Here is a 21,097-nt window from a genome sequence, read left to right on the forward strand (position 1 = left end):
CGACCGATTTCGCAGACCCGGCCATCGACACGTCCGACATCGACCACAGTCCGGCGCCAAAAACCGTTCTAGATCGCATCCTCGCAAGCCCGGGCATCGATGCGGACGGTTTTCGCATCAGCCTGTGGGCTGGCTTCTACACGACGCCGGTGTTCGTCCAGATCGAGCGCGAGCACGGGTTGCTGCGGGACGAGAACAATCTCCTGTTCTGCCTGGAGCATCACGGGCCGCTGACCGCCAAGAGCGTGTCGGATGTTCTCGGTCGGCCGAAGAACTCGATCAGCCGGGCGGTCGAGAATCTGTTGCAGCGTCGCCTCATTCGGCGCGATCTCGTGCAGTCGGATCGCCGACATGCGCTCCTGTCGCTCCAGCCCGAGGGGCGCGAACTGATCGCGCTCACGACGGCCCTTTTCAAGGCCCGCCAAGACGAGATGCTGCGCTGCCTTTCGGCCGTCGAGCGCGTGGCGCTCGATGCGATCCTGACCAAGCTGATGGCGGATGCCGCCCCTTGGTTGCGCACCGGATGAGTTTGCCTGCCAAGAACGCAGGCATTTTGAGGGAGGGGAGAACCGAATGTCGAAACAGGTGAGACGCGCCGCGATGGCGTCATGGCGCCCAGGCTTGGGCGCCGCCGTTCTGGTTCTCGGCCTCGCGGCGCCGGTCGGCATGGCTTCGGCCCAAGACGCGCCGGCCGTGGACAAGGCGCTGCACGATGCCTTGCCGAAGGATTACCAGGACAACGGCGTGAAGGTCGCGGCCTTCAACGATTGGCCGCCGGACGAGTTTGCGGAAGGCGGTGCGCTCAAGGGGTGGAGCATCGACATGGCCAAGGCCATGTCGGCCAAACTCGGCGTGCCGTTCACCCTGACGGGGACAAGTTTCGAGGCGATCCTTCCGGGGCTTGCGGGCCGTCGCTTCGACGCAGGATTCGCCTCTTTCGCCCCGGTCCCCGACCGGCTCAAGGTGCTGGACTTTATCCCGCAGCGGTCGGATGGAACGGCCTACGCATATCTCAAGGCCAATCCGCTCAAGATCGACGAGCTGAAGGATCTGTGCGGCAAGAGCGTCGCGGTTCTCACCGGCGCTTTCGACTTCCAATACCTCACCAAGCTGAGTGCCGAGACCTGCGTGAAAGGAGGATTGCCGCCGATCGGCCTTCAGCAGTTCACCACCGAGAGCAACGCCGAACTGGCGGTCTCGTCGGGTCGGGTCCAGCTCGTCGCCGCAGGGTCGGCCAAGCTGCAGTATCTCGCCAAGCAGACCGGCACCTATGCGGTCTCGGGCCTCGCCGTGAACGAGCTCTACAACGGCATCGGCGTTCGCAAGGGCGATCCACTCGGCCCGGTCCTGAAGAATGCCTTGCAGGCCATGATCGACGACGGATCGTATCTCACCATCATGGCCCGCTGGGGTGTCGACAAGCAAGGACTTCTGAAGAAGGCCGTCCTGGTGACGGCGGAAGATCCCGATCCGAAATAGCCCGGTCCGCGCCGTCGCCGATCTGCGAGGCGAATGCCTACTCAACGAGGTCCGTGTCATGGCGATGGATGCGCATGATGTCGCGGTGACGAAACCCATTCCTCTTCGTCATCCATGGCGGTGGGCCGGCGGCGCTCTGCTCATCGGGCTGGCGGCTGCTTTCGTGCAGCTCCTGGTGTTCAACGCGAACATGCAATGGGGGGTTGTCGGCGCTTACCTTTTCGACGGGGAGATTCTGGCAGGGCTCGGGCGCACGCTGTTGCTCACGGCTCTCGCCATGATCATCGGGCTCGCGGTGGGTATGCTGCTGGCGGTGATGCGGTTGTCGGACAATCCCGTGTTCCAGGCTGCCAGTTGGGCCTGGATCTGGTTCTTCCGGGGCGTGCCGCCGCTCGTGCAGCTGATCTTCTGGTATAATCTTGCCCTGCTCATCCCCAGGATCGGAATCGGCATTCCGTTCGGCCGTGCGTTCGTGTCCTGGGACACCAATGTCCTCATCACGCCATTCAGCGCTGCCATCCTGGGCCTATCGTTGACTGAAAGCGCCTATGCGGCCGAGATGATCCGGGCCGGCATCAAAGCGATCAGCACTGGGCAATCCGAAGCCGCGGCCTCGCTTGGCATGAGCCGCATTCAGGCATTGCGCCGGATCATCCTGCCCCAGGCGCTGCGCATCCTCATTCCGCCGATCGGCAACGACACGATTTCCATGCTGAAGTTCACTTCGCTCGTCAGCGTGCTGGCCCTGCCAGACCTGCTCTATTCGGCGCAGATGATCTACTCGCGCACGTATCAGACCATCCCGCTCCTGATCGTCGTCACGATCTGGTACCTGGTTCTGTCGACCGCCTTGACGTTCATGGAACATTACATCGAACACGCCATGGCGGTCGGGCGTACGGCCCCGGCGCGGCTCGTGCCCCGCACGTCCTGGTGGAGGCTTGCCCGCGCATGACCCAGCCGCGACCGACGGGCAAGACCGTACCGCTCCTCCGGATTGTCGGGCTTCGCAAGAGCTTCGGTCCGGTCGAAGTGCTTCGTGACGTGAGCTTGGTGGTCGAGACCGGTCAGGTCACCTGTATCGTCGGCCCGTCGGGATCGGGCAAGAGCACGCTGCTGCGCTGCCTCAATCGCCTGGAGGTGCCCGATGGCGGGGCGATCTATCTTGACGGTCTCCTGGTCGGGGTCACCGAAAAGAACGGCCGCCTCTACGAGATGTCACCCAAGGCGCTCGCAACGCAACGGCAAGCCATGGGCATGGTGTTCCAGGGTTTTCACCTGTTTCCGCACATGACGGCGCTGGAAAACATTATCGAAGCCCCGATCACGGTGAAGAAGCAGCCGCGAGAGGAGGCAATCCGCAGCGCCCGGGAGCTTCTGCGCAAAGTAGGGCTGACCGAGAAAGCCGACGCCTACCCGCAGCAGCTATCGGGCGGCCAACAGCAGCGCGTCGCGATCGCCCGGTCCCTCGCCATGCAGCCCAAGCTGATGCTGTTCGACGAGCCGACCTCGGCGCTCGACCCAGAACTCGTGGGCGAGGTGCTGGCGGTGATGAAACAGCTTGCCCAAGAGGGCACCACGATGGTGGTGGTGACCCACGAGATGAGCTTCGCCCGCGATGTCGCCAATCAGGTCGTCTTTATGGACGGCGGCGTGATCGTCGAGTCCGGGCCGCCCGCCGAAGTCCTGTCCCACCCGCGACACGCGCGGACAAGGACCTTCCTGGCGAGGGTCGTGTCCTGACCGAATCTTCATGGGCGATTGCCTTGGTTCGGCTTCCATCCTTCACCAGGGCGCGGCAGACGATCCGGGATTTCAAAGCATGATGTGGTCGCGCGAACGGTTCGGGTCGCGAGCAGAACCATCTCCCGCATTCTGCTTCGCACTTCCGGAGGATGGCGAAGCCTGAAGTCAGAGCCGATCCTGCCCGTCCAGTGGCCTACGCCAGAGTTTGCGACACGCTCCCTGCGGGCTGTGAGCTCAGGCGACGCCCTCTCAAATGCAATCGTGGTCGAGCTATCATCAATGGCCGTTCCAAAGCGACATGAAGGAGCCAAGCTGTCGGAAGCGTCAAAGCGATCGATGCAATGGCCAGGACCACGAACGAAATGAAAAATGCGCTTTGAGGCGCTCTGTCATCGACAAAGGCGTGAGCCCATAGAAGCCCAAGCGGATCAGCGAGATAGAAGGAATAGCTGATCTCGCCGAGGAACACCAGGACAGGTGCGAGCAGGATCTTGGGCTGCAGGGTGCCTACGGAGCCGATCAGCAGCGTCGCACCGATCATCTCACAGGCACGGCCCGGTGCGTGGCGTGTCAGTACCAGACTGCCACAGGATAGTATCATGAATCCCACCGGAGCCATCCATCGTCGCCAAAAGTGACTCGGTATTGAGCCGATGAGGGCCCCGAGAAGGAAGGCTGGAAAAAACAGGAAGAAGTTCGATCCCCGGAAAAAACCCGCGCAGGCAATCACCAAAAGGAGACAAACGAGCGCTCCCTTGGCAGAGCCACGTAGCAAACGATGCGCGACGAAAAGAGCAAGGCTGCAGATTGCTTCGACCTGCAGGGTCCATGAAACCCCGATGAGATCGTGGTCGAGAAGCAACATGTTCTTGATGAGAACGGGTACGGAGGCACCGGTGAAAGAGGCCATAATCAGGCAACTCGCCATCAGCGTCGGCAAAAGACGATAAAGCCGGCCTACGATGTAATCGGGCAGATCGCTGGCCAGTCGCATCAAGGAATGATCACGGCCGCCGTTCTCAAGGGATCTTTGAAATGACTGCCACAACACATATCCACTCAACACAAAGAACAGGGTGACGGCAGCATCGCTTGGGAAAACGAGATAGAGCAGGCGACCTGAAACATCGCGCCAACCGAGATGAGGCAGATCGAAAAGCGTAGCCTGCCAAGCGACAAGGCCCGTGACAGCGAGATTGCTATGACCCAGCGCAACGGCCAAAGCCGCGAGTCCCCGCAAGCTGTCCAAAGCATGGTTTCGAGCCATTGATCGCTGCCTCCGCCTGCGTGCAATACAAACGTTGTGGGGAACGAGCCAATGGAAAAGCAGACAGCCTATCGCCTGACATTTGCAGGAGCCTGTCGCAAACTCGATGCGTTCACGGTTGTTAGCCGTGTTGGCTGACTTTGCATCTCCTTCCGGTGCGCTCAATGATCCTGATCGCCATCGCGGCCAAGCTCAGGACGCGGTCGAACGACTCTTCAGGATCGGCATTCGAGGCAGACCTGATGGTGCAGGCGGACTCCTCATGGCTTGGTCGCACCGCGAGCTCCGGGTCTTGGTGGCGAAGCTACGGCCGGGATCAGAACTCAAAAAGGTTCTGCCTGAACCCGGCATGCGAATACAGGCTGCGGACGAGCTGCCTTTTTTGTAGGGCAGGGATGAGGCCATCGGTGATCTCGGCGATGGTGCGACGGGTGATCGGGAGGTTGATCACGAAGCCGTCGCCTCCGACCTCCGCCATCACCTCGCCCAGGATGGCGGCGACGCGGTCCGGCGTGCCGAAGACGTCCTCGAAGCCGAAGCGGAAATTCGCGGCGATCTCCCTCAGGGTGCGTCCCTGCGCCAGAAACCGCTTCAGCGTTCCCTGCTGCCCGTTCGTGGTCATTGTTTCGAGAGGCTCGTCCAGATCGAATTTCGCGAAGTCGATGTCGGTCAGGCTTGCCATCAAGGCCAGTCCGTTCTCCGGCGACGCGCTTTTGGCGCGGAGGCCGCGTTCGTAGCGGGCCTGTGCCTCGGCATCTGTGTCGCCCAGCGTCGGCGTCAGCAGGAAGAGGACCTTGCAATCATCGGGATTGCGGCCTTGCGCGGCGACCCGCTCGCGCATGTCGGCCCGGTAGGTCTTCATCTCGTCGACCGTGCCCAGGGCGGCGATCACCACATCCATGTGCCTGGCCGCAAAGTGCCGCCCTTGCGGCGAGCCACCGGCCTGGACTAGAACGGGCCGCCCGTCGTGCGGCCTTGCGGTATTCAGCGGACCGCGAACCGAGAAGAAGCGGCCTTTGTGGTCGATGGTCCGGACTTTGGTGGGGTCCACGAAGGTTTGCCGCTCGATGTCCATGATCACGGCGTCGTCGTCCCACGACGTCCATAGCTTCCTGACCACTTCGACGAATTCGTCCGCCATCTCGTAGCGACGATCGTGCTCCAGATGCTCGTCGAGTCCGAAGTTCTGGGCGGCCCGAAGCGCCGTCGAGGTCACGAAATTGCAACCCACCCGGCCCTCCGACATGAGATCGAGCGTCGCAATCAGCCGCGCCAGCAGATAGGGCGGGTAGAAGGACGTCGAAATGGTGGGGACGATCCCGAGATGCCGGGTCGCCTGAGTCAGCAAGGGCACCAGAGGAAGTGGATCGTTCTTGGGGACCCGCGCGGCACGCCGGAGATAGAAATCCATGGACGAGCCGTAACTGTCCGGCACAAAGGCTGAATCCTCCAACAGGAGGAAGTCGAAACAGGCGCGCTCTAGCGCACGCACGAGGTCGATGTGCATGTCGGGGCGCGTCCATTCGGCCGCGAGACTGCCGCCCCAGGGGTCGTTCCAGCCATGGACGCCGAAACTATTGCCGAGAAACCAGCCCATATGGAATGGCGCTGCCGTCACGAGAAACTCCTGATGCTGAGGTGTGAGCCCCGACGCTCCCTGGTGAACGAACCCGATGTTTCCACCGCTACGGGTCGACCGACATCGGTGGCGAGAGCCTCGGGTAGCGCGCCATGACCTCGCCCGCGAAGGCGAGCAGCGCCGCGTCGGCGCCGAATCCGGCGACCAGTTGTACGCCGATCGGCAGGCCACTTTGCGAGACACCGACCGGCAGGCTCACACCGGGGAGGCCGGCGAGGTTGACCCAGCCGGTGAAGACCGCATGGTCGCGCGGGCCGGCGGGCTGGCCGGCGATCTCGGTGGGAAAGGGCTGTTCGGCTGGCCAGGGCAGGGCGGCAGCCGTCGGTGTCAGGACGAAGTCGATATCGGCGAAGCGCTCGGCGCAAAGCCGGCGCAAACTGGTCACACGGTCGAGCGCGTCGAAATAGTCGGCGCCGCTGAAGGTTCGGCCATCTTCCGCCATGGTCCGGGCCGCCGCACCGAGCTGCCGGCCGATGCGCGCTTCATCGCGATCGGCGAGCCACGCGACGCCAGAGCGCGTCACAACTTGCCAGATCCGCGCCACATCCTCCAGGGAGAAGAAGAGCGGCTCGCGCAGGATGGTATGGCCGCTTTCGGCCAGGCCATTGGCCATGCGCTCAGTCGCTTCAGCGACGTCCGGATCGATGGGCGAGGGGCCGAACCGAGGCAGGTAGAGGATGCGGGCCGGTCCGGGCGAGCGGGCCTGTGCCGGGGCGCAAAGCGAGCGCCGGTCGCGTGCGTCGGGTCCGGCCAGCACAGCATCGAGGATCAGGGCATCCTCGATGCTGTGGCTCAGGGTCCCAACCGTCTCGAAGTCTGTCAGCAGCGCCGGAAACCCGTCGATGCGCGGATAACGTCCGACCGATGGCTTGAAGCCGACGAGGCCCGTGTGGCAAGCCGGACGGCGGATCGAGCCGCCCCCGTCCGTTCCGAGCGCAGCGGCCACCAACCCTGCCGCGACACCCGCCGCCGCCCCGCCCGACGAACCGCCCGGCGTCAACGCGTGGTTCCAGGGATTGCGCGTGACGCCGAACAGGTCGTTCTTCGTGTAGCCCTCCAACGTGAGCTCCGGCACGTTCGTCTTGCCGACGATGACGGCGCCGGCCGCACGCAGGCGGGCGACCGGCAATTCGTCGCGGTCCGGCACAAGATCGGCGAAGGCGCGGCTGCCCCATGTCGCCGGCATGTCGGCGACCAAGATGCTGTCCTTGATCGAGAGTGGCACACCTTCGAGCGGCGAGCGCGATGCCCCCGCCGCCAGCCGGACATCGCTGCCCCGAGCGGCCTGGCGCGCGCCGGCTTCGTCCAGAAAAACGAAGCTGTTGAGGTGCGGCTCGAGACGCCTGATCCTCCCGAGGCACTCCTCCAGCAATGCCTCCGCATTGATGTCCCCCCGCCGCAAGGCGGCGGCGCAATCCGCGATGGTTCGGATCATGGGGTTCACCGTGTGGAGGGCAGGGGCTGGCCGATGGCGGCCGGCAGCTTGGAAGACTGGCCAAGCCCGGCCAGCACCGTCAAGGCGATGAGATAGGGTGCCATCTGCACGACATAGGAGCTGACCGGCACGCCGAAACTCTGCAGACGCAACTCGAAGGCCTCGGCGGCGCCGAAGACGAGGCAAGCCGCCGCGGCGCCCCATGGCGTCCAACGGCCGACGATCAGCGCCGCGAGCGCCATATAGCCCCGCCCGCCCGTCATGCCATCGGTGAAGGTGCCCACCTGCTGCAGTGTCAGCACCGCGCCACCAAGTCCTGCAACGGCTCCGCAGGCGATCACGGCCAGCATGCGCACGCGAGCGGGGTGGCCGCCCGACGCGAATACCGCTTCGGGGTTTTCGCCTGTGGCCCGCAGCGTGAGACCAGCCTGCGTACGGTTGAGGAACAGGGTCATCAGAAGACAGCCGAGCGCGGTGAGGTAGGTGAGCGGCGGCTGGGCGAAGAGCAGCGGGCCTATCACGGGCAAGTCTGACAAGGCCGGGATCGGCAGCGCCGTGAGCAGCGGCAGGCGCATGCTGACCGGCCGGCCGCCGCTGGCCAGGATGCGCATCAGGTAGCTGGTCAGCCCGAGCGCCAAGACGTTGACGGCGAGGCCCGTCACCATATTGTCGGCCCGGAAGCGTACCGCCACGATCGCGACCGCAAGCCCGATGACGCCGCCGCCGAGGGGCGCGAGCAGCAGGCCGGCGATCGGTTCGCTCGTCGCCCAGGCGCCTATGGCGGCCGCGAAAGCGCCCGCGAGCATCATGCCTTCGAGGCCGACCGCGAATACTCCGGCTCGCTCCGACAGAATGCCCCCGAGAGCCGCCAGTGCGAGCGGCGTCGCGATGCGGATCGCAGCGGCAAGAAACTCGATCATCGGCGCGCTGCCGTGGCGGCGAGAACGAACAGCATGGTCAAGCCCTCGATGACGGTAATCAGAGCTGTTGGCACGCCGATCTGCCGCTGCATGGCGAGCGAACCGGATTCGAGCAAGCCGACGAACAGGGCGGCGGGCACAACGGCAAGCGGTTCCATGGCGCCCAGCAATGCCACCGTCACGGCCTTGAAGCCGAAGCCGAGCGAAAAGCCTTCGATCAGCCGGCGATGCATGCCGAGCACCTCAATCCCACCAGCGAGACCCGCGAGCGCACCCGCGGTCAACATCGCACCCCAGGTGAGGCGTGCGAGCGAAAAGCCAGCATAGGCGGCGGCGAGGCGCGAGCTGCCGGAGACCCGCAAGGCGAAACCAAAGCGGGTCCACCACAGCACAAAAGACAGTGCGGCGGCGGCCACGACCGCGATCAGGATTCCAGCATGGACATCAAAGCCGGCGAGATGTGACAGCCAGGCGGATCGCGGCATCAGGGACGACTGGAGAAAGCCTGCGCCGGGCTGGCCGAGCGGCCCGGCGAGCAGTTGCTGCACCAGAAGCAAGGCGATGAAATTGAGAAGCAGAGTGACCAGCACCTCATGCACGCCGCGTCCCAGGTGGATCGCCGCCGCGAGACCGGCCCAGAGGCTCCCGGCCAGGGCACCGCCGACCAAGGCCAGCGGGATTGCCACGAGGGACGGCGCGCCCGCCAGGGCAAGGGCAGCCGCTGCAGCGCCGGCTCCACCGACCGCGATCTGCCCTTCGGCTCCGATATTGATGATGCCGGCTCGAAAACACAGGGCGACGCCGGCGCCCGAGAGCAGATAGGGCGTCGTGCGGTTGAGCGAGGCGCCGATCTGGTGTTGCGAACCGACCGCGCCCTGGACGATGGCCAGGAAGGCCTCCAGCGGGTTGTGACCGGCCAGCGCGATCAGCGCCGCGGCGCATAGCAGGGAAAGGAGCAGCGCGACGCCAATCCGGGATCCGAGCCCGTCGCGTCGCAGGCGGAGCCGCCGGGTCTGCAGTCGCGCGGTTTGATCGGCGGCGGGTGCGGCGTCACTCATGCGGCTCTCCCAGCCATCCAGATGCCGAGCTGACGCGGGTCGACCTCACCGCGAGGCACGATGCCGGCGAAGCCCCCGCGCGCCATCACTGCGATCCGATCGCTGATGGCCAAAACCTCCTCCAGTTCGGACGAGACATAGAGGATTGCGGCGCCGGCCTCCCGCAGCGCCAGCATGCGATCGAGTACGAAGTGGGTTGCGCCGGGGTCGAGCCCCCAGGCGGCCTGGTGGGCGATCAGCACGGCCGGGCGCCGGTCGAGTTCGCGTGCCACCACGATCTTCTGCTGGTTGCCGCCGGAAAGCCGTCCGGCGATGAAGCTCGGGTCACGCGCCCGGATATCGTAGTCGGCCATCAGGGCACGGGCCTTGGCGTTTGCCGGACCGCGCGTCAGCAGCAGGCCGTGTCCATAGGGCGGCCGCCCGCTGTCACGCAGCATGAGGTTCTCGGCCACCGACATCGTCTTCACGAGCGCCGTGGTGCCGCGGTCGGCCGGCATATAGGCGAGCCCTCGTGTGAGGCGCGCCGCAACGCTCGCGCGTGTGACATCGTGTCCGTCGATCGTGATCGCGCCACTGCCAGCAGGGCGCAGGCCCGCGAGGGCTTCGACGAGTTCGATCTGGCCGTTTCCGTCGACGCCGGCGACCCCAAAAATCTCGCCACGGCGGATCTCGAAGGAAAGCCGCGCGAGGCCCGGAGCCAAAAAATCCTTAACACTCAGCCGCGCCGGCCCGGGCGACGACGCGACCATGGGCGGGCGCGGCGCGGTGACGTCGCGACCGATCATCATCTCGGCGAGCATGCCTTGGCTCGCACCGGCGACAGACGTCCGGCCCGTCACCCGTCCGGCCCGCAGCACGACGACCTTGTCGCAGATCTCAAGCACCTCGGGCAATTTATGGCTGATGAAGATGATGCCTTTGCCCTCCTGGCGTAGCCGCCGGAGAACGGTCAGCAACTCGGCCACCTCGGCCGAGGCCAGATTCGAGGTGGGTTCGTCGAGCACCAGCAGTTCGGCATTGCGCAGGATGGCCTTCAGGATCTCGACCCGCTGCCGTCGCCCGAGCGACAAGGCGGCGACGCGTGCGTCGGGATCGAGATCGAGTCCGAAACGCCGGCTGACGTCACGGATGCGGTCGGCCATCTCCTTCCGGCGGAGCAGGCGACCGGCGTCCCGCCAGCCCAGCATCACGTTTTCCGCAACCGTCATGGCGTCCACCAGCATGAAGTGCTGGTGGATCATGGCGATGCCCGCCGCCATGGCTGCCGCAGGCGTGTGACCGGTCAGCGGCTGACCGCGGAACGAGATGGTGCCGGCATCCGGCGGGAGCATGCCGAACAGCACCTTCATCAGCGTGCTCTTGCCCGAGCCGTTCTCACCCAACAGCCCAACGATCTCGCCCGCTGCCACGTCGAGATCGATGGCATCGTTGGCGACCACGTGGCCGAAGCGCCGCACGATTCCCCGCATGTCCAGCATCATGCTCATGCCGGCGGTCTCCGATCCCCAGCGGGCTCAGCTGCCGCCGCGCGCGTCCTCGCGGGTGGGCTCGACCTTCAAGGTACCGGCCTTGAACTGCCCGGCCATGTCGTCGAGTTCCTTGACGACGGCGGCGGGAACGACGGGGTTAAAGGGCTTATCCGCGTCATAGACGAGCGAGCCGCCGGTCACTGGCGCGGTGTCGTAGCCGTATTGCACGAAGTTGCCGAAGAGCTTTCCGGCCTTCACCTCGTCCGCCGTCTTGCCGAACATGGCCGGCCAGTCCTCGACGATGTTGGTCAGGACGGCATCGGGCGCCATCTTGGTCTGGTCGACGCCGCGGCCGGTGACATAGACGTGCTTCTCCTTGGCGGCTTGAACGAGTCCCGCTTCGGCGGCGTTGAGCTTGCCGGTGATCACGTCGGCGCCCTGGGCGATCAGCGACAGGGCCGCCTCCTTGGCGGCCGCCGAGTCCTCCATATCCTTGACATAGAGGATCGAGACTTTGGCGCCGGCCTTGGTGGCGCAAATCCGGAAGCCGCCGGCCTGGGCCGTGATGTTCGGCACTCCTTCCAGGCCGTAAACACCCGCCACCATCTTGGACTTGCTCATGCGCGCCGCCAGCACACCCAGCTGGCAGCCGAACTGCGCGTTGTTCCAGTCGATCGACATGACATTGGGTGCCGCGCCCTCGTTGCCGCTGACGGCGATGAACTGCGTCTTGGGGAAGTCCGGAGCGACTTGCTCCATGGCAGAGACGAAGCGGCCGGAATGACCCATCACGATGTTGTAGCCCTGGGTGGCATAGCCGCGCAGCGCCTCGGCCTCATCCGAATCGGCGACGTTCTCGGTATAGGCTGTCGTAAAGCCATGCGGTTTCAATGCCAGCAGGATCGAATAACCGAGAGCATTCCAACTCTGGTCGTTGATGCTGCCTGGCAATAGCATGGCCGCCTTCTCCTCGGCGGCGGCGGGCGGCGCGGCCTGGAATAATGAAGCGAAGAGCGAGGCGGCGAGGCTGCCGCCCCATCGGTGACTGACTTTCAGTGTCATCGGACTTTCCTTTGGCGTTGCAGCGTCCTCGACCCTTCGGCCGGGGCAGCGGCGGTTGATCAGACGCGGACGATGGCGGCGATGGGCGCTTCGCCCGGCGCGCATTGATGTTCGGTGCCGCCCGAGACGAAGTTCGCGGGATCGCCGGTCACGGAGGCGATCACCGCGCCGAGCGCCGCTCGGGCGTGGCGCTCATAGTTGATCTCGGCATCGGAGAGCATGGTCGTGCGCTGGCCGCGCAGCGACGATCGCGCGGGGGGCGAGCGAGCCGTCGGCGATCGGCCGTTCGAGCTCGGAGGTGTCACCCGGGCTGTTCATCTGAAGCTTGTGGACGCCGACGCGCATCATGGTTCCAGGTGGGATAGGACGCCGGGCTAGGCCCCGATCGAGACGTGCTCCGGCAGCGGCACGAATTGTTCGTCTCCGGCTGTCCCGTCGACGAAAGTCAGCACGGCGAAGCGGCCGGCCTCGCCGAGCGCCGTCAGCGGATGGTGCCAAGTATCGACCCGGTAGTTGATGCCCGTGTCGCCCGGCACCCGGAAGGCGCGGAGACCCGCCATATCGGGGAGGCCATCGGGACCGTGGGGCGCCACCATGATGAGATACTCGGCACCGTCGAGGGGCACGAAGGCTTGGCTCGAATGCACGTGCCGCTCCATCTCCACCGCGACGAGCGGAAGGGCCTTGGATGTGACGGCCGCGATGCTGAGCCGCGGCTTGGCGCTTTCACGCGTGTTTACGAGTTCGTCGATCAAGTCGAGCCGCCCGGTCCCACCCGGCTGTGGGGGCATCAACGTGCCGAACGGCGCGAATGCCTCGGCCGTGATCGGCTCCAGGGTGAGATGGATCATGCGGAAACCTCGGGCGGGTGCTCTTTGAGCCAGTGGCGGGCGATGTCGATGCGCTTGGCCACCCACACGTCCGGCTTGCTCTTCACGTAATCGAGGAAGCGGGCGAGCCCCGACGCGCGACCCGGATGGCCGAGCAAGCGCATGTGCATGCCGACGTTCATCATCTTCGGTGCCGTGCGGCCTTCCTCGTAGAGAAGGTCGAAGGCCTCGCGCAGGATGACGAAGAAGTCCTCGCCGCTGCCAAGGTTGCCAGTGCCCCACTTCAGGTCGTTGTTGGTGAGCGTATAGGGGACAACGAGCTGCGGACGGCCCTCGGCCATGACGTAATAGGGCAGTTCGTCGGCGTAGCTGTCGCTATCGTAAAGGAACCCGCCCTCTTGCATCACAAGGCGGCGCGTGTTGACGCTCGGCCCATAGCGGCAGTACCAGCCGTCCGGCCGCTGTCCGACCGTGCGCTGGAGGCTCTCGACCGCCAGGCGGATATGCTCCCGCTCCGTGTCCTCGCTCAGCTTGAAATGCTCCACCCAGCGCCAGCCGTGGCAGCAGATGTCATAGCCGGCGGCCTTGATGGCGGCGCCTGCGGGAAGGTTGCGCTCCAGGGCGAGGGCGCAGGCGTAGACCGTCATCGGCAACCCGCGTTCCTGGAAAAGGCGATGCAGGCGCCAAAAGCCGACACGGCTGCCGTATTCGAACATGCTCTCGGCCGCGAGATCGCGCTCGCCGCGCGGCACGGCTGCGGCCGGGATCTCGGTCAGGGCGGCGTCGCTGACCCCGTCCTTGTCCATCATCGAATATTCGGACCCCTCCTCGTAGTTCAGCACGAAGTTGAGCGCGAGGCGGGCGCCGCTGGGCCAGCGTGGATCTGGCGGGGTCGGGCCGTAGCCGACGAAATCGCGGTCAAGCGAGCGGGGGATCACGACAAACCTCCTCAGAACTGCTGTTCTTGCCGTCCGCGGACGAGCTGGGACAGGGTGACGGCCACGACGAGCGCGCCGCCATAGAACATCTCCTGGATGAAGGAGCTGAAGCCAAGGAACACGAGGCCGGTGATGCCGGTCACGAGGAAATAGACCGCGACCGTCGCGCCCCAGGGATTGAACCGCCCCGGCACGATCGAGGTCGAGCCCAGGAAGGCGGCCGCGAAGGCCGGCAGTTGGTAGGATGTACCCGACACCGGGTCGGCCGCGCCCTGCGTGCCGGCGTACAGCACCCCCGCGAGCGCGCCGAAGAGCCCCGAGACCACGAGGCAAGCGATCCGAATCCGGTCCGTGTTGATGCCGCTGAGCCGCGCCACCTCGCGGCCCCGGCCGACGAACAGGATGCGGCGGCCGAGCGCCGTGTAATCGAGCAGGTACCACACGATCGCCGCGAGCCCGATCGCGTAGTAGAACTCCAGCGGAATGCCGAAGAGCCGGTCGACAATGACGGCATTGATCAGGCTCGACGAGATGCCGCTGATCGTCATCGAATCGCTCATCCACAGTGTGAAGCCGTGCAGGAACGTGCCGGTGCCGAGCGTCACGATCAGCGAGTGGATGCGAAAGACAGTGATCAGCAGGCCGTTGATCAGGCCAACCAGAAGGCCGAGTGCCAGAGCCGCGACGATGGCCCAGCCGATACCGATTCCGTAGTTCACGTTCAGCACGGCAACTGTCATCGAGCTCAGCGTCATCACGAAGGCGATGGACAGGTCGAAATCGTTGGCCGTGAGCGGGATCAGCAATCCAAGCGTCACCACCACCAGCACGGCCTGCGAGCCGAAGATGGTGGAAAAATTCGGCCAGGTCAGGAACGTGGCGGGCTGCAGGTAGCCGAACACCGCGATCATCGCGAGCCAGACGACGATGAGCCCAAACTGCTCGGCACGCTTGATGAAGACGCGTGAGGCGCCGCTTGCCTTGACCGGAACCTCGATCGATGCGGGTTGCGCCATGGATCTCAGCTCCTGGGGAGGCCATCACGCCGGGGCAACAAAGCCGCCGAGGTGATCAAAACAGGATTGCGATGGATCGCCGCGCTCCGTTCGTGATGATGGGTACGAGACCAGCGGCCGGCAAGCGACCGTTTTAGATTTGCGCCGAGGTCCCTCATGCTGATGAGCCGCGAACGGGAACGTCTCGACACAAGCGATTCGCGCGTCCTTCAACCCGGCCGCTGTATGGCTGGCGCAGGACGAGGGAGGCCGTCTTGGAACGACTACTCAGGACAAGGACCTGTCGGGTCGGCGGCTGGCCAGACTTCATGTCGACAGTGTCCGGCATCATGGAGCTGCTCCCGCGAGACTGCGCTCGGCGATCGCGTCCTTGCTGATTTCGGCGCCTTGGAGGCTCGCGACCACCCGGCCGCCGCCGAAGATGAGTACGCGGCTGCACAAGGCCGCGAGCTGCTCATAGTCAGAACTGGCACAGAGCACGGCGGCGCCACGGGCTGCCGCGTCGGCGATGTGCCGGAAGACGTTCTGCCGGGCCCCGACATCGACGCCCTGGGTCGGCTCGTCGAGCAGGATGAGTTGGGGATCGGTTTGGAACCACTTGGCGAGCACGACCTTTTGGGCATTGCCACCGCTCAGCGAGGCGATCGGCAGGGTCGGATCGGGCGGGCGCACATCGAAGCGACGGCTGAGCGCCCCGGTCTCAGTCACCATGGCACCACGGTTGAGCAGCCAGCGTCGGAACCGTGTTCCGAGCACCGGCATGGTGACGTTGTCGCTCACCGGCAGCGGTCCGATGACGCCCGCATTGGCGCGATCGGCCGGAATCAGCACGACACCGCGCGCAATGGCCTTCGCGGGCGTCATGTCAGGGAGAAACGTGCCCTGGCCGCCGAGGTCGAGCGAGCCGCGCACCGCGGGCCGCGCGCCATAGATCATGTAGGGGACCTCATCGTAGCCGGAGCCGATCAGGCCCGTCAGCCCCACCACCTCGCCCGCCGCGAGATCCAGCGAGAAACCGTCGATGGTGCCACCCGCGAGATCGTGGATGATTGCGTGGCTGGCACCCCGGACGGCCGGCGGCTCCGGCGGTCGCGCGGCCGCAAGCCGACGTCCGATGATCGCCTCGATGAAATCCGTCTTGCTCGCGCCGGCGGTGTCGAGCGTCGCGGCGACGCGTCCGTCACGCAGCACCGTGGCACGGTCGGTGATCTCCAGCACCTCGTCGACATCGTGCGATACGAAGATCACGCTCGCGCCCTTGCCCACCACAGTGCGGACGAGCCGGAACAGCCGTTCGACATCGCGCTTGGGCAGGAAAGGCGTCGGCTCGTCGAGCACCAGGAGACCGTTGCCGGTGCCGACCCCTTCGGAGATCTCACCAGCGGCCCGGACGATTGCGAGAAGCGCCCGCTCGATCGGCGCGATGTCGGCCACGCGGGCGCCTGGATCGATCGAGACACCATAGGCCGCGAAGCGTTCTTCTGCGCGCCGGCGCTCGCCCGGCCAGTTGATCGCCCAGGCCTGCCGCTCGCCGAAGCGGCCGACCAGCAGGTTCTCGAGTACGGTCAGGCTCGGCAGAAGACCGAGGTGCTGATGCACGAAGCTCATGCGGTATTGCCGGAAAGCGCCCGGCGCGAGAGGCAGCGGCACCTCGACGCCGCTCATCGCGAGGCGGCTGCCGGGGTCGGGCGGGTGGAAGCCCGCCAACACCTTGATGAGCGTCGACTTCCCGGAGCCGTTCTGGCCGAGCAGGCCATGCACTTCGCCGGGCGCTACCGTGAGCGTGGCATTGTCGAGGGCTTTCTGGCCCCCGAAGGTCTTGCTCAGGTTCCAGAAGTGCAGCGCGGGCGGTGTGCCGGCTTGCGCTGCGGCGACAGCACTCATTTCAGCTTCCAGAGGTCCGCATATCCTTTCACATAGGCATCGCCATAGCCCTGAGACAGTTGAGGCGGCGTGCCAGCGTCCTTCGCGTTGTCCTTGGTGAAGATGTAGAAAGGGATCTTGGGGTCGGACACGAGCGGAAGACCGCAGACACGCCGCATCTCGCTATCGATCAGGGCATGGCCGATCCAGTCGAGGTTCTCGCCGATGTCCATCTGGACGGCGCCCTGCTGCACGAGGCCGAGCACAAAGGGCGTGCCATTGAATGCGTCGACCTTCACACGGTCCTGCGAGCCCGTGATGGTGACGGCCGGGGTCACGAACTGGCTCATCGAATCGTAGATCACGATGATGTAGTTGATGGTCGGGTCGGCCAGCAGCGCCGCCTGGACCGCCGGGGTGATGCGGGTGCCCCAGTCCGGCACCGCGAAGTTCATCACCTTCGTCTTGCAATCGCTGCAGTGCTTCAGCTCGGCGTCGATGCCGGACATCATCGAGTCGGTTGACAACGGGCCGGTGGCGATCAGCTCCAGCGCGTTCATGTGGCCCTTGGTCTGTACGATCGCCCAATCGGCCAGGAGCGCGCCGGCCTTGGCGTAGTCGATCGGCACGTCACCATCGGCGTATTTCTTCACCTCGGCCGACTGCTCGACACCGTTATAATGCGAGGCGATCACCGGAATTTTGGCGGCCTGGGCCGCCTGCACCTGCGGCACCAGCACGCGCGGGTCAGTGCCGGCCAGGAGGTCGATGAGGTCGACCTTCTGGTTCACGGCCGCGTTCATGCCTTGCACCCATTGAGAACTTTGGCCCTGGTTCTCCCAGGTCGTGAACTTGAACCCGACCTTCTTGGCCGCCGCCTGCATGGCCTTTTCGATGTTGGCCGTAAAAGGGTTGGCGCTGGACACGGGGATCGAGACGATCGATTTGCCCTTCATGCATTCGGCCGCATCGAAAGCGGGGCCAGGCGCTACAAACTCCGGCTTCTTGGTGAAGGGCTCGATCTGCTTCTCGAAGTAGGAGAGATCGTCGGCACGGGCAGCCCCCGCGAGCCCACACATAGAGGCTGCGCTCACGGCGACCGCCGCAACCAGATTTGACCTTCGGACCATCGGCTTCCCCACAATCTTCGCGCGCAGCCAAAGCTGCGACGCGCTGCCGCTCAGACTCGATTGGATGCGAGCAAGGGGTGTGCCAGAGTCGATGAACGGAAGCGGCTTAGGGCTGAACCGTCGCTGGATGATCGCGCTGGGCTGCCAGCGTGTCGCGCGTATGAAGATCGTGCTGCAGCATGATGGCCCCCGCGCTGGCGCCATCCCGGGCCGCGAGGGCCTGCATCAGCGCCTCATGTTCGTTCATCGCCTCCACCCAGCGTGCCCGCGATTCGAGTGCGTTGTGGCGGCCGCGGCGGGCGCGGACGAGAAGGGCCGCATGGGTGGTCACCAGCGCTTCGTTTCCGGCGAGCGCAACGATCGCCTGGTGAATCTCGTGGTTGAGGTGCTCGTACTCGTGTCGTGTGCCGGCCATGTGAAACGTGGCCATCTCGTCGTGGAGGCGCTGGATTTTCCTGAAGTCTTCCATCGACATACGCTCGGCCGCGAGTTCGCAGGCGTGGCGCTCGAGCCCAGCGATCACCTCAACGAGCGCGATCATCGTGTCGAGCGAATAGGCGGCCACACGGGCGCCGCGGCCGGGCAGCAGATCCACCAGCCCTTCATTGCCGAGCAGCTTGATCGCTTCCCTGATCGGTGTTCGCGATACACCGAGCATGGTGGCCAAGTTCGCATCGTGCAGCCGCTCGCCCACCACGAGATGGCCATCGAGAATCATGTCGCGGAGACGGTCCACGACAACCTCGTGAAGAGGCCGCGATCTTGCGATGGCCTCTGCAACACGCACGTGCGAAGTTTCCAGGCTCACTGCGCTCCACCTCTCCAATGCTTCCTGATCGGCCCGTCTGCTCCTTTTGAATGCAGAATGCAAAAAGAAGTGTTCGCGCATTTCTCACTGACGCAACCACCCATGATCATCTGCACGCTGCCCTAAACCTGCATCCAATCTGTTCGGCACGACAGATGCTGGTGACCCGACGTTGTTGCGCGACGACACCGAACCTTTCGTGCGACCCGTGGAAGAGGAATACCTCAATGCTGTTCAATGACCAGGGCTCGACCCGTCCTCCCGTCACCCTCGCAATCAGCCAACCCGCGCACGCGCTGATTTCGGGCGAGATCCTGCGTGCCTGGGCGGAACCGCTGGACAAACAGCTCGTCCTTGCAGCCGAGCAGCACGATATAGCCTGGCTGGACTGGGAAGTTTCGCCGACCTTCGACCCGCGGACCGGGCGACCTCACTTTTTTCGAGACATTGGCGCCGCGCAACACGCGCCGATGTGGGAGCAGGGGGTCAGGCGCGCCGAGGCTGCCTGGGGGCGTCACGTGGCATTGCTCGTGTCACGACACGGCAGCACGATCTACCAGCGCTTTAGCGACCGCCATCGGAGCACCGGCGATGGATTGGCCGAAGACGAACGGGCCGCGAGTGACTACCTCCGCCGCCACCGGTCGCTGCAGGACGACTGGGCGCGTGCGCTGGGCCTCGATGCCGACGCTGTTGCGCGGGACGCGGAGCTTCTGGCCTTCGCCGACACGCTTTCGCTCATCTTGTGCGGTGCTCTTCCCGCGCCGCCACAAATCGAAGTCACTGGGCGGACGATCAAAGTCGAGCTGGTTCCCGGCATCACAAGCACCTACCGCCTCAGCCCATGGCCCTTCGTGACGGAACAACTGACATTCGCGGTTGAAGCGCGGGCTCTGCCGTCGTCCGGCCGTTTCGCGGACGAATCCGCGGCCCGTGCGTGGCTGGCCGACCCGGCTCGCGCCGTCGCGCGCTCCAGCCTATGCGCCGCCTAGCGGGCTGCAATCTCGATGGCGGGATCCTGCCCGCGCCGACAGCGGTGCCCGCCCATCCGCCAAGGTTGCTTGGGGAACTTTGCGGCCACATGACCGGCACGCGCAAAGATCGCGCTGAAACCTGTCGGTTAAGCGGTTGACAGCTTCGGGGTCCGGTGGCGCGATGGGGCTGCAGCAACTCTGGCTCTTGATCGGGAAAACCCATGATTACCACTGTGGAAGATCCACAAAACGTCGGCATGGATGCGAGCCGGCTCGGACGGATCGATGCCGCCATGCAGGCCTATGTCGACCGTGGGATCTATGCCGGCATCAACACACTGGTGGCGCGGCGCGGCCAGATCGTGCATGCGGGGCATTACGGCTGGCGCGACCGCGAAGCGAAAGCTCCGATGACGGCCGATACGATCTTTCGTCTCTATTCCATGACGAAACCGATCGTCTGTACCGCGCTCATGACCTTGTCCGAAGAGGGCAAATTCACCCTCGTCGATCCGGTGGCGAAGTTCATTCCTGCTTTCTCTTCGGTGAAGGTGCGCGCCGACGACGGAAGCCTTGTGGACCCCGTCCGACCGATGACGATCGGCGACGTGATGGCTCACACCAGCGGCCTTACCTATCACTTCCTTGGCGACTCACCGGTCTCGCAGATGTACGAGAAGGCTGCGATCCTCCAGGCGGACGTTTCGTTGGCCGATGCCATCGACGACCTCGCGCGTTTTCCACTCGCGTTTCACCCCGGCTCGCGCTGGAAGTATAGTTTGGGCAATGATGTCGTCGCGCGCCTGATCGAGATCATTGCTGGGAAGCCTCTTGGCGAGGTTCTGAGAGATCGCCTCTTCGAGCCGCTGGGCATGTTCAATACCGGTTACGGCGTGGCTGAAGCCCAGAGTGGAAATCTCGCCGCCATGTACGGACGCCCGGACGTCATTCGGCCGGGCGTCACCGCGCCCGACTGCTTCGAGGCGTGGAAGCACGGCACCAACGACAGGTTTGATGTCTCGGTGAGTTATCCGGCGGACAAAGCGGATCGCTTTCAGCGCGGCGGCCATGGCCTCTTTGGAACCATCGGCGACTACTTCCGCTTCGCCCAATTGCTCTGCAACGGCGGGACTCTCGATGGACATCGCATCATCGGTCGCAAGACGCTGGAACTCATGCACACCAACCGCATTCCCGCCGCGCTGCTGCCGCTCGAGATCGGCGGTTTGCCGCTGATGGGCTATGGCTTCGGCCTTGGCTCGCGCGTGGCTCTCGACATTGCCGCCACCAACGCGCCTGGATCGGTCGGTGAGTTTGGCTGGTCCGGTGCGGCGAAGACTCACTACTGGGTCGACCCTAAGGAAGACATCGTTGCGCTCTTCATGACCCAGTCAATGATGAGCTTCGACCTGCCCGAGTTGGAGTTGCGGGCGCTTGTCTATCAGGCGCTCGAATAGCATTTT

General features: G+C 64.9%; 20 protein-coding genes. 6 read left to right on the forward strand and 14 right to left on the reverse strand.

Annotated features, from left to right (window positions below; translation table 11 throughout):
* Window positions 1-149: 149 nt before the first annotated feature.
* Genes M8523_RS25000 through M8523_RS25015 form a run of 4 tightly spaced genes read left to right on the forward strand, consistent with a single transcriptional unit; the run spans window position 150 to window position 3,222 of the window.
* The gene (locus tag M8523_RS25000; protein WP_282587622.1) at window positions 150-527 is read left to right on the forward strand and encodes a MarR family winged helix-turn-helix transcriptional regulator; all 378 of its coding nucleotides are present in this window, start codon (window positions 150-152) and stop codon (window positions 525-527) included.
* Between the two features lie 46 nt (window positions 528-573).
* A complete protein-coding gene (locus M8523_RS25005) occupies window positions 574-1,479 on the forward strand; it encodes a transporter substrate-binding domain-containing protein (protein ID WP_282587623.1) in 906 nt (301 codons plus the stop codon).
* 58 nt (window positions 1,480-1,537) lie between these two features.
* On the forward strand, window positions 1,538-2,434 hold the full coding sequence (locus M8523_RS25010; protein ID WP_282587624.1) for an amino acid ABC transporter permease: 897 nt from the start codon (window positions 1,538-1,540) through the stop codon (window positions 2,432-2,434).
* On the forward strand, window positions 2,431-3,222 hold the full coding sequence (locus M8523_RS25015; RefSeq protein ID WP_282587625.1) for an amino acid ABC transporter ATP-binding protein: 792 nt from the start codon (window positions 2,431-2,433) through the stop codon (window positions 3,220-3,222). Before M8523_RS25010 ends, M8523_RS25015 begins: the two co-directional genes overlap by 4 nt.
* 196 nt (window positions 3,223-3,418) lie before the next feature.
* Here the strand turns inward: M8523_RS25015 and M8523_RS25020 are convergent, their stop codons facing one another.
* The 14 genes from M8523_RS25020 to M8523_RS25085 all read right to left on the reverse strand — a co-directional run bounded on the left by M8523_RS25020 (window position 3,419) and on the right by M8523_RS25085 (window position 18,741).
* Entirely contained in the window at window positions 3,419-4,492 is a 1,074-nt protein-coding gene (locus M8523_RS25020; RefSeq protein WP_282587626.1) for an acyltransferase family protein, read from the reverse strand.
* 316 nt (window positions 4,493-4,808) lie between these two features.
* Entirely contained in the window at window positions 4,809-6,110 is a 1,302-nt protein-coding gene (locus tag M8523_RS25025; RefSeq protein WP_282587627.1) for an NtaA/DmoA family FMN-dependent monooxygenase, read from the reverse strand.
* A gap of 67 nt (window positions 6,111-6,177) precedes the next feature.
* Window positions 6,178-7,566, reverse strand: coding sequence for an amidase (locus M8523_RS25030; RefSeq protein ID WP_282587628.1), 1,389 nt, complete (start codon window positions 7,564-7,566; stop codon window positions 6,178-6,180).
* Between the two features lie 5 nt (window positions 7,567-7,571).
* Window positions 7,572-8,486 carry an ABC transporter permease gene (locus M8523_RS25035; RefSeq protein ID WP_282587629.1) on the reverse strand — a complete coding sequence of 305 codons (915 nt, stop codon included), beginning with the start codon at window positions 8,484-8,486 and terminating at the stop codon, window positions 7,572-7,574.
* Window positions 8,483-9,544, reverse strand: coding sequence for an ABC transporter permease (locus M8523_RS25040; protein WP_282587630.1), 1,062 nt, complete (start codon window positions 9,542-9,544; stop codon window positions 8,483-8,485). The genes M8523_RS25035 and M8523_RS25040 overlap by 4 nt, the downstream gene beginning before the upstream one ends.
* Entirely contained in the window at window positions 9,541-11,031 is a 1,491-nt protein-coding gene (locus tag M8523_RS25045; RefSeq protein ID WP_282587631.1) for an ABC transporter ATP-binding protein, read from the reverse strand. Before M8523_RS25045 ends, M8523_RS25040 begins: the two co-directional genes overlap by 4 nt.
* Before the next feature lie 27 nt (window positions 11,032-11,058).
* Window positions 11,059-12,075: a BMP family protein gene (locus tag M8523_RS25050; RefSeq protein ID WP_282587632.1), complete on the reverse strand. Its 1,017-nt coding sequence runs from the start codon at window positions 12,073-12,075 to the stop codon at window positions 11,059-11,061.
* A 59-nt stretch (window positions 12,076-12,134) separates the two neighbouring features.
* Window positions 12,135-12,380, reverse strand: coding sequence for a ring-opening amidohydrolase (locus tag M8523_RS25055; RefSeq protein WP_282587633.1), 246 nt, complete (start codon window positions 12,378-12,380; stop codon window positions 12,135-12,137).
* 69 nt (window positions 12,381-12,449) lie between these two features.
* Complete coding sequence (locus M8523_RS25060; RefSeq protein WP_282587634.1) at window positions 12,450-12,926, reverse strand: ureidoglycolate lyase; 477 nt, start codon at window positions 12,924-12,926, stop codon at window positions 12,450-12,452.
* Window positions 12,923-13,843, reverse strand: a complete 921-nt coding sequence (locus M8523_RS25065) for an allantoinase PuuE (protein ID WP_282587635.1) — start codon at window positions 13,841-13,843, stop codon at window positions 12,923-12,925. The genes M8523_RS25060 and M8523_RS25065 overlap by 4 nt, the downstream gene beginning before the upstream one ends.
* 11 nt (window positions 13,844-13,854) lie before the next feature.
* Entirely contained in the window at window positions 13,855-14,859 is a 1,005-nt protein-coding gene (locus M8523_RS25070) for an ABC transporter permease (RefSeq protein WP_282587636.1), read from the reverse strand.
* Between the two features lie 327 nt (window positions 14,860-15,186).
* A complete protein-coding gene (locus M8523_RS25075; RefSeq protein ID WP_282587637.1) occupies window positions 15,187-16,743 on the reverse strand; it encodes a sugar ABC transporter ATP-binding protein in 1,557 nt (518 codons plus the stop codon).
* Window positions 16,740-17,816 (reverse strand): sugar ABC transporter substrate-binding protein, encoded by a 1,077-nt coding sequence (locus M8523_RS25080; protein ID WP_282587638.1) that lies wholly within the window; start codon window positions 17,814-17,816, stop codon window positions 16,740-16,742. The genes M8523_RS25075 and M8523_RS25080 overlap by 4 nt, the downstream gene beginning before the upstream one ends.
* A 142-nt stretch (window positions 17,817-17,958) precedes the next feature.
* Window positions 17,959-18,741, reverse strand: a complete 783-nt coding sequence (locus tag M8523_RS25085; RefSeq protein WP_282587639.1) for a GntR family transcriptional regulator — start codon at window positions 18,739-18,741, stop codon at window positions 17,959-17,961.
* A 146-nt stretch (window positions 18,742-18,887) separates the two neighbouring features.
* On the opposite strand from M8523_RS25085, the gene M8523_RS25090 reads away from it, so the two are divergent.
* Together M8523_RS25090 and M8523_RS25095 are read left to right on the forward strand one after the other, a co-directional pair.
* Window positions 18,888-19,652: a DUF3891 family protein gene (locus tag M8523_RS25090; RefSeq protein ID WP_282587640.1), complete on the forward strand. Its 765-nt coding sequence runs from the start codon at window positions 18,888-18,890 to the stop codon at window positions 19,650-19,652.
* Window positions 19,653-19,855: 203 nt separating this feature from the next.
* Window positions 19,856-21,091, forward strand: coding sequence for a serine hydrolase domain-containing protein (locus M8523_RS25095; RefSeq protein ID WP_282587641.1), 1,236 nt, complete (start codon window positions 19,856-19,858; stop codon window positions 21,089-21,091).
* Window positions 21,092-21,097 lie beyond the last annotated feature (6 nt).

The sequence above is a fragment of the Lichenifustis flavocetrariae genome (assembly GCF_026130545.1).
Classification (GTDB): domain Bacteria; phylum Pseudomonadota; class Alphaproteobacteria; order Rhizobiales; family Beijerinckiaceae; genus Lichenihabitans; species Lichenihabitans flavocetrariae.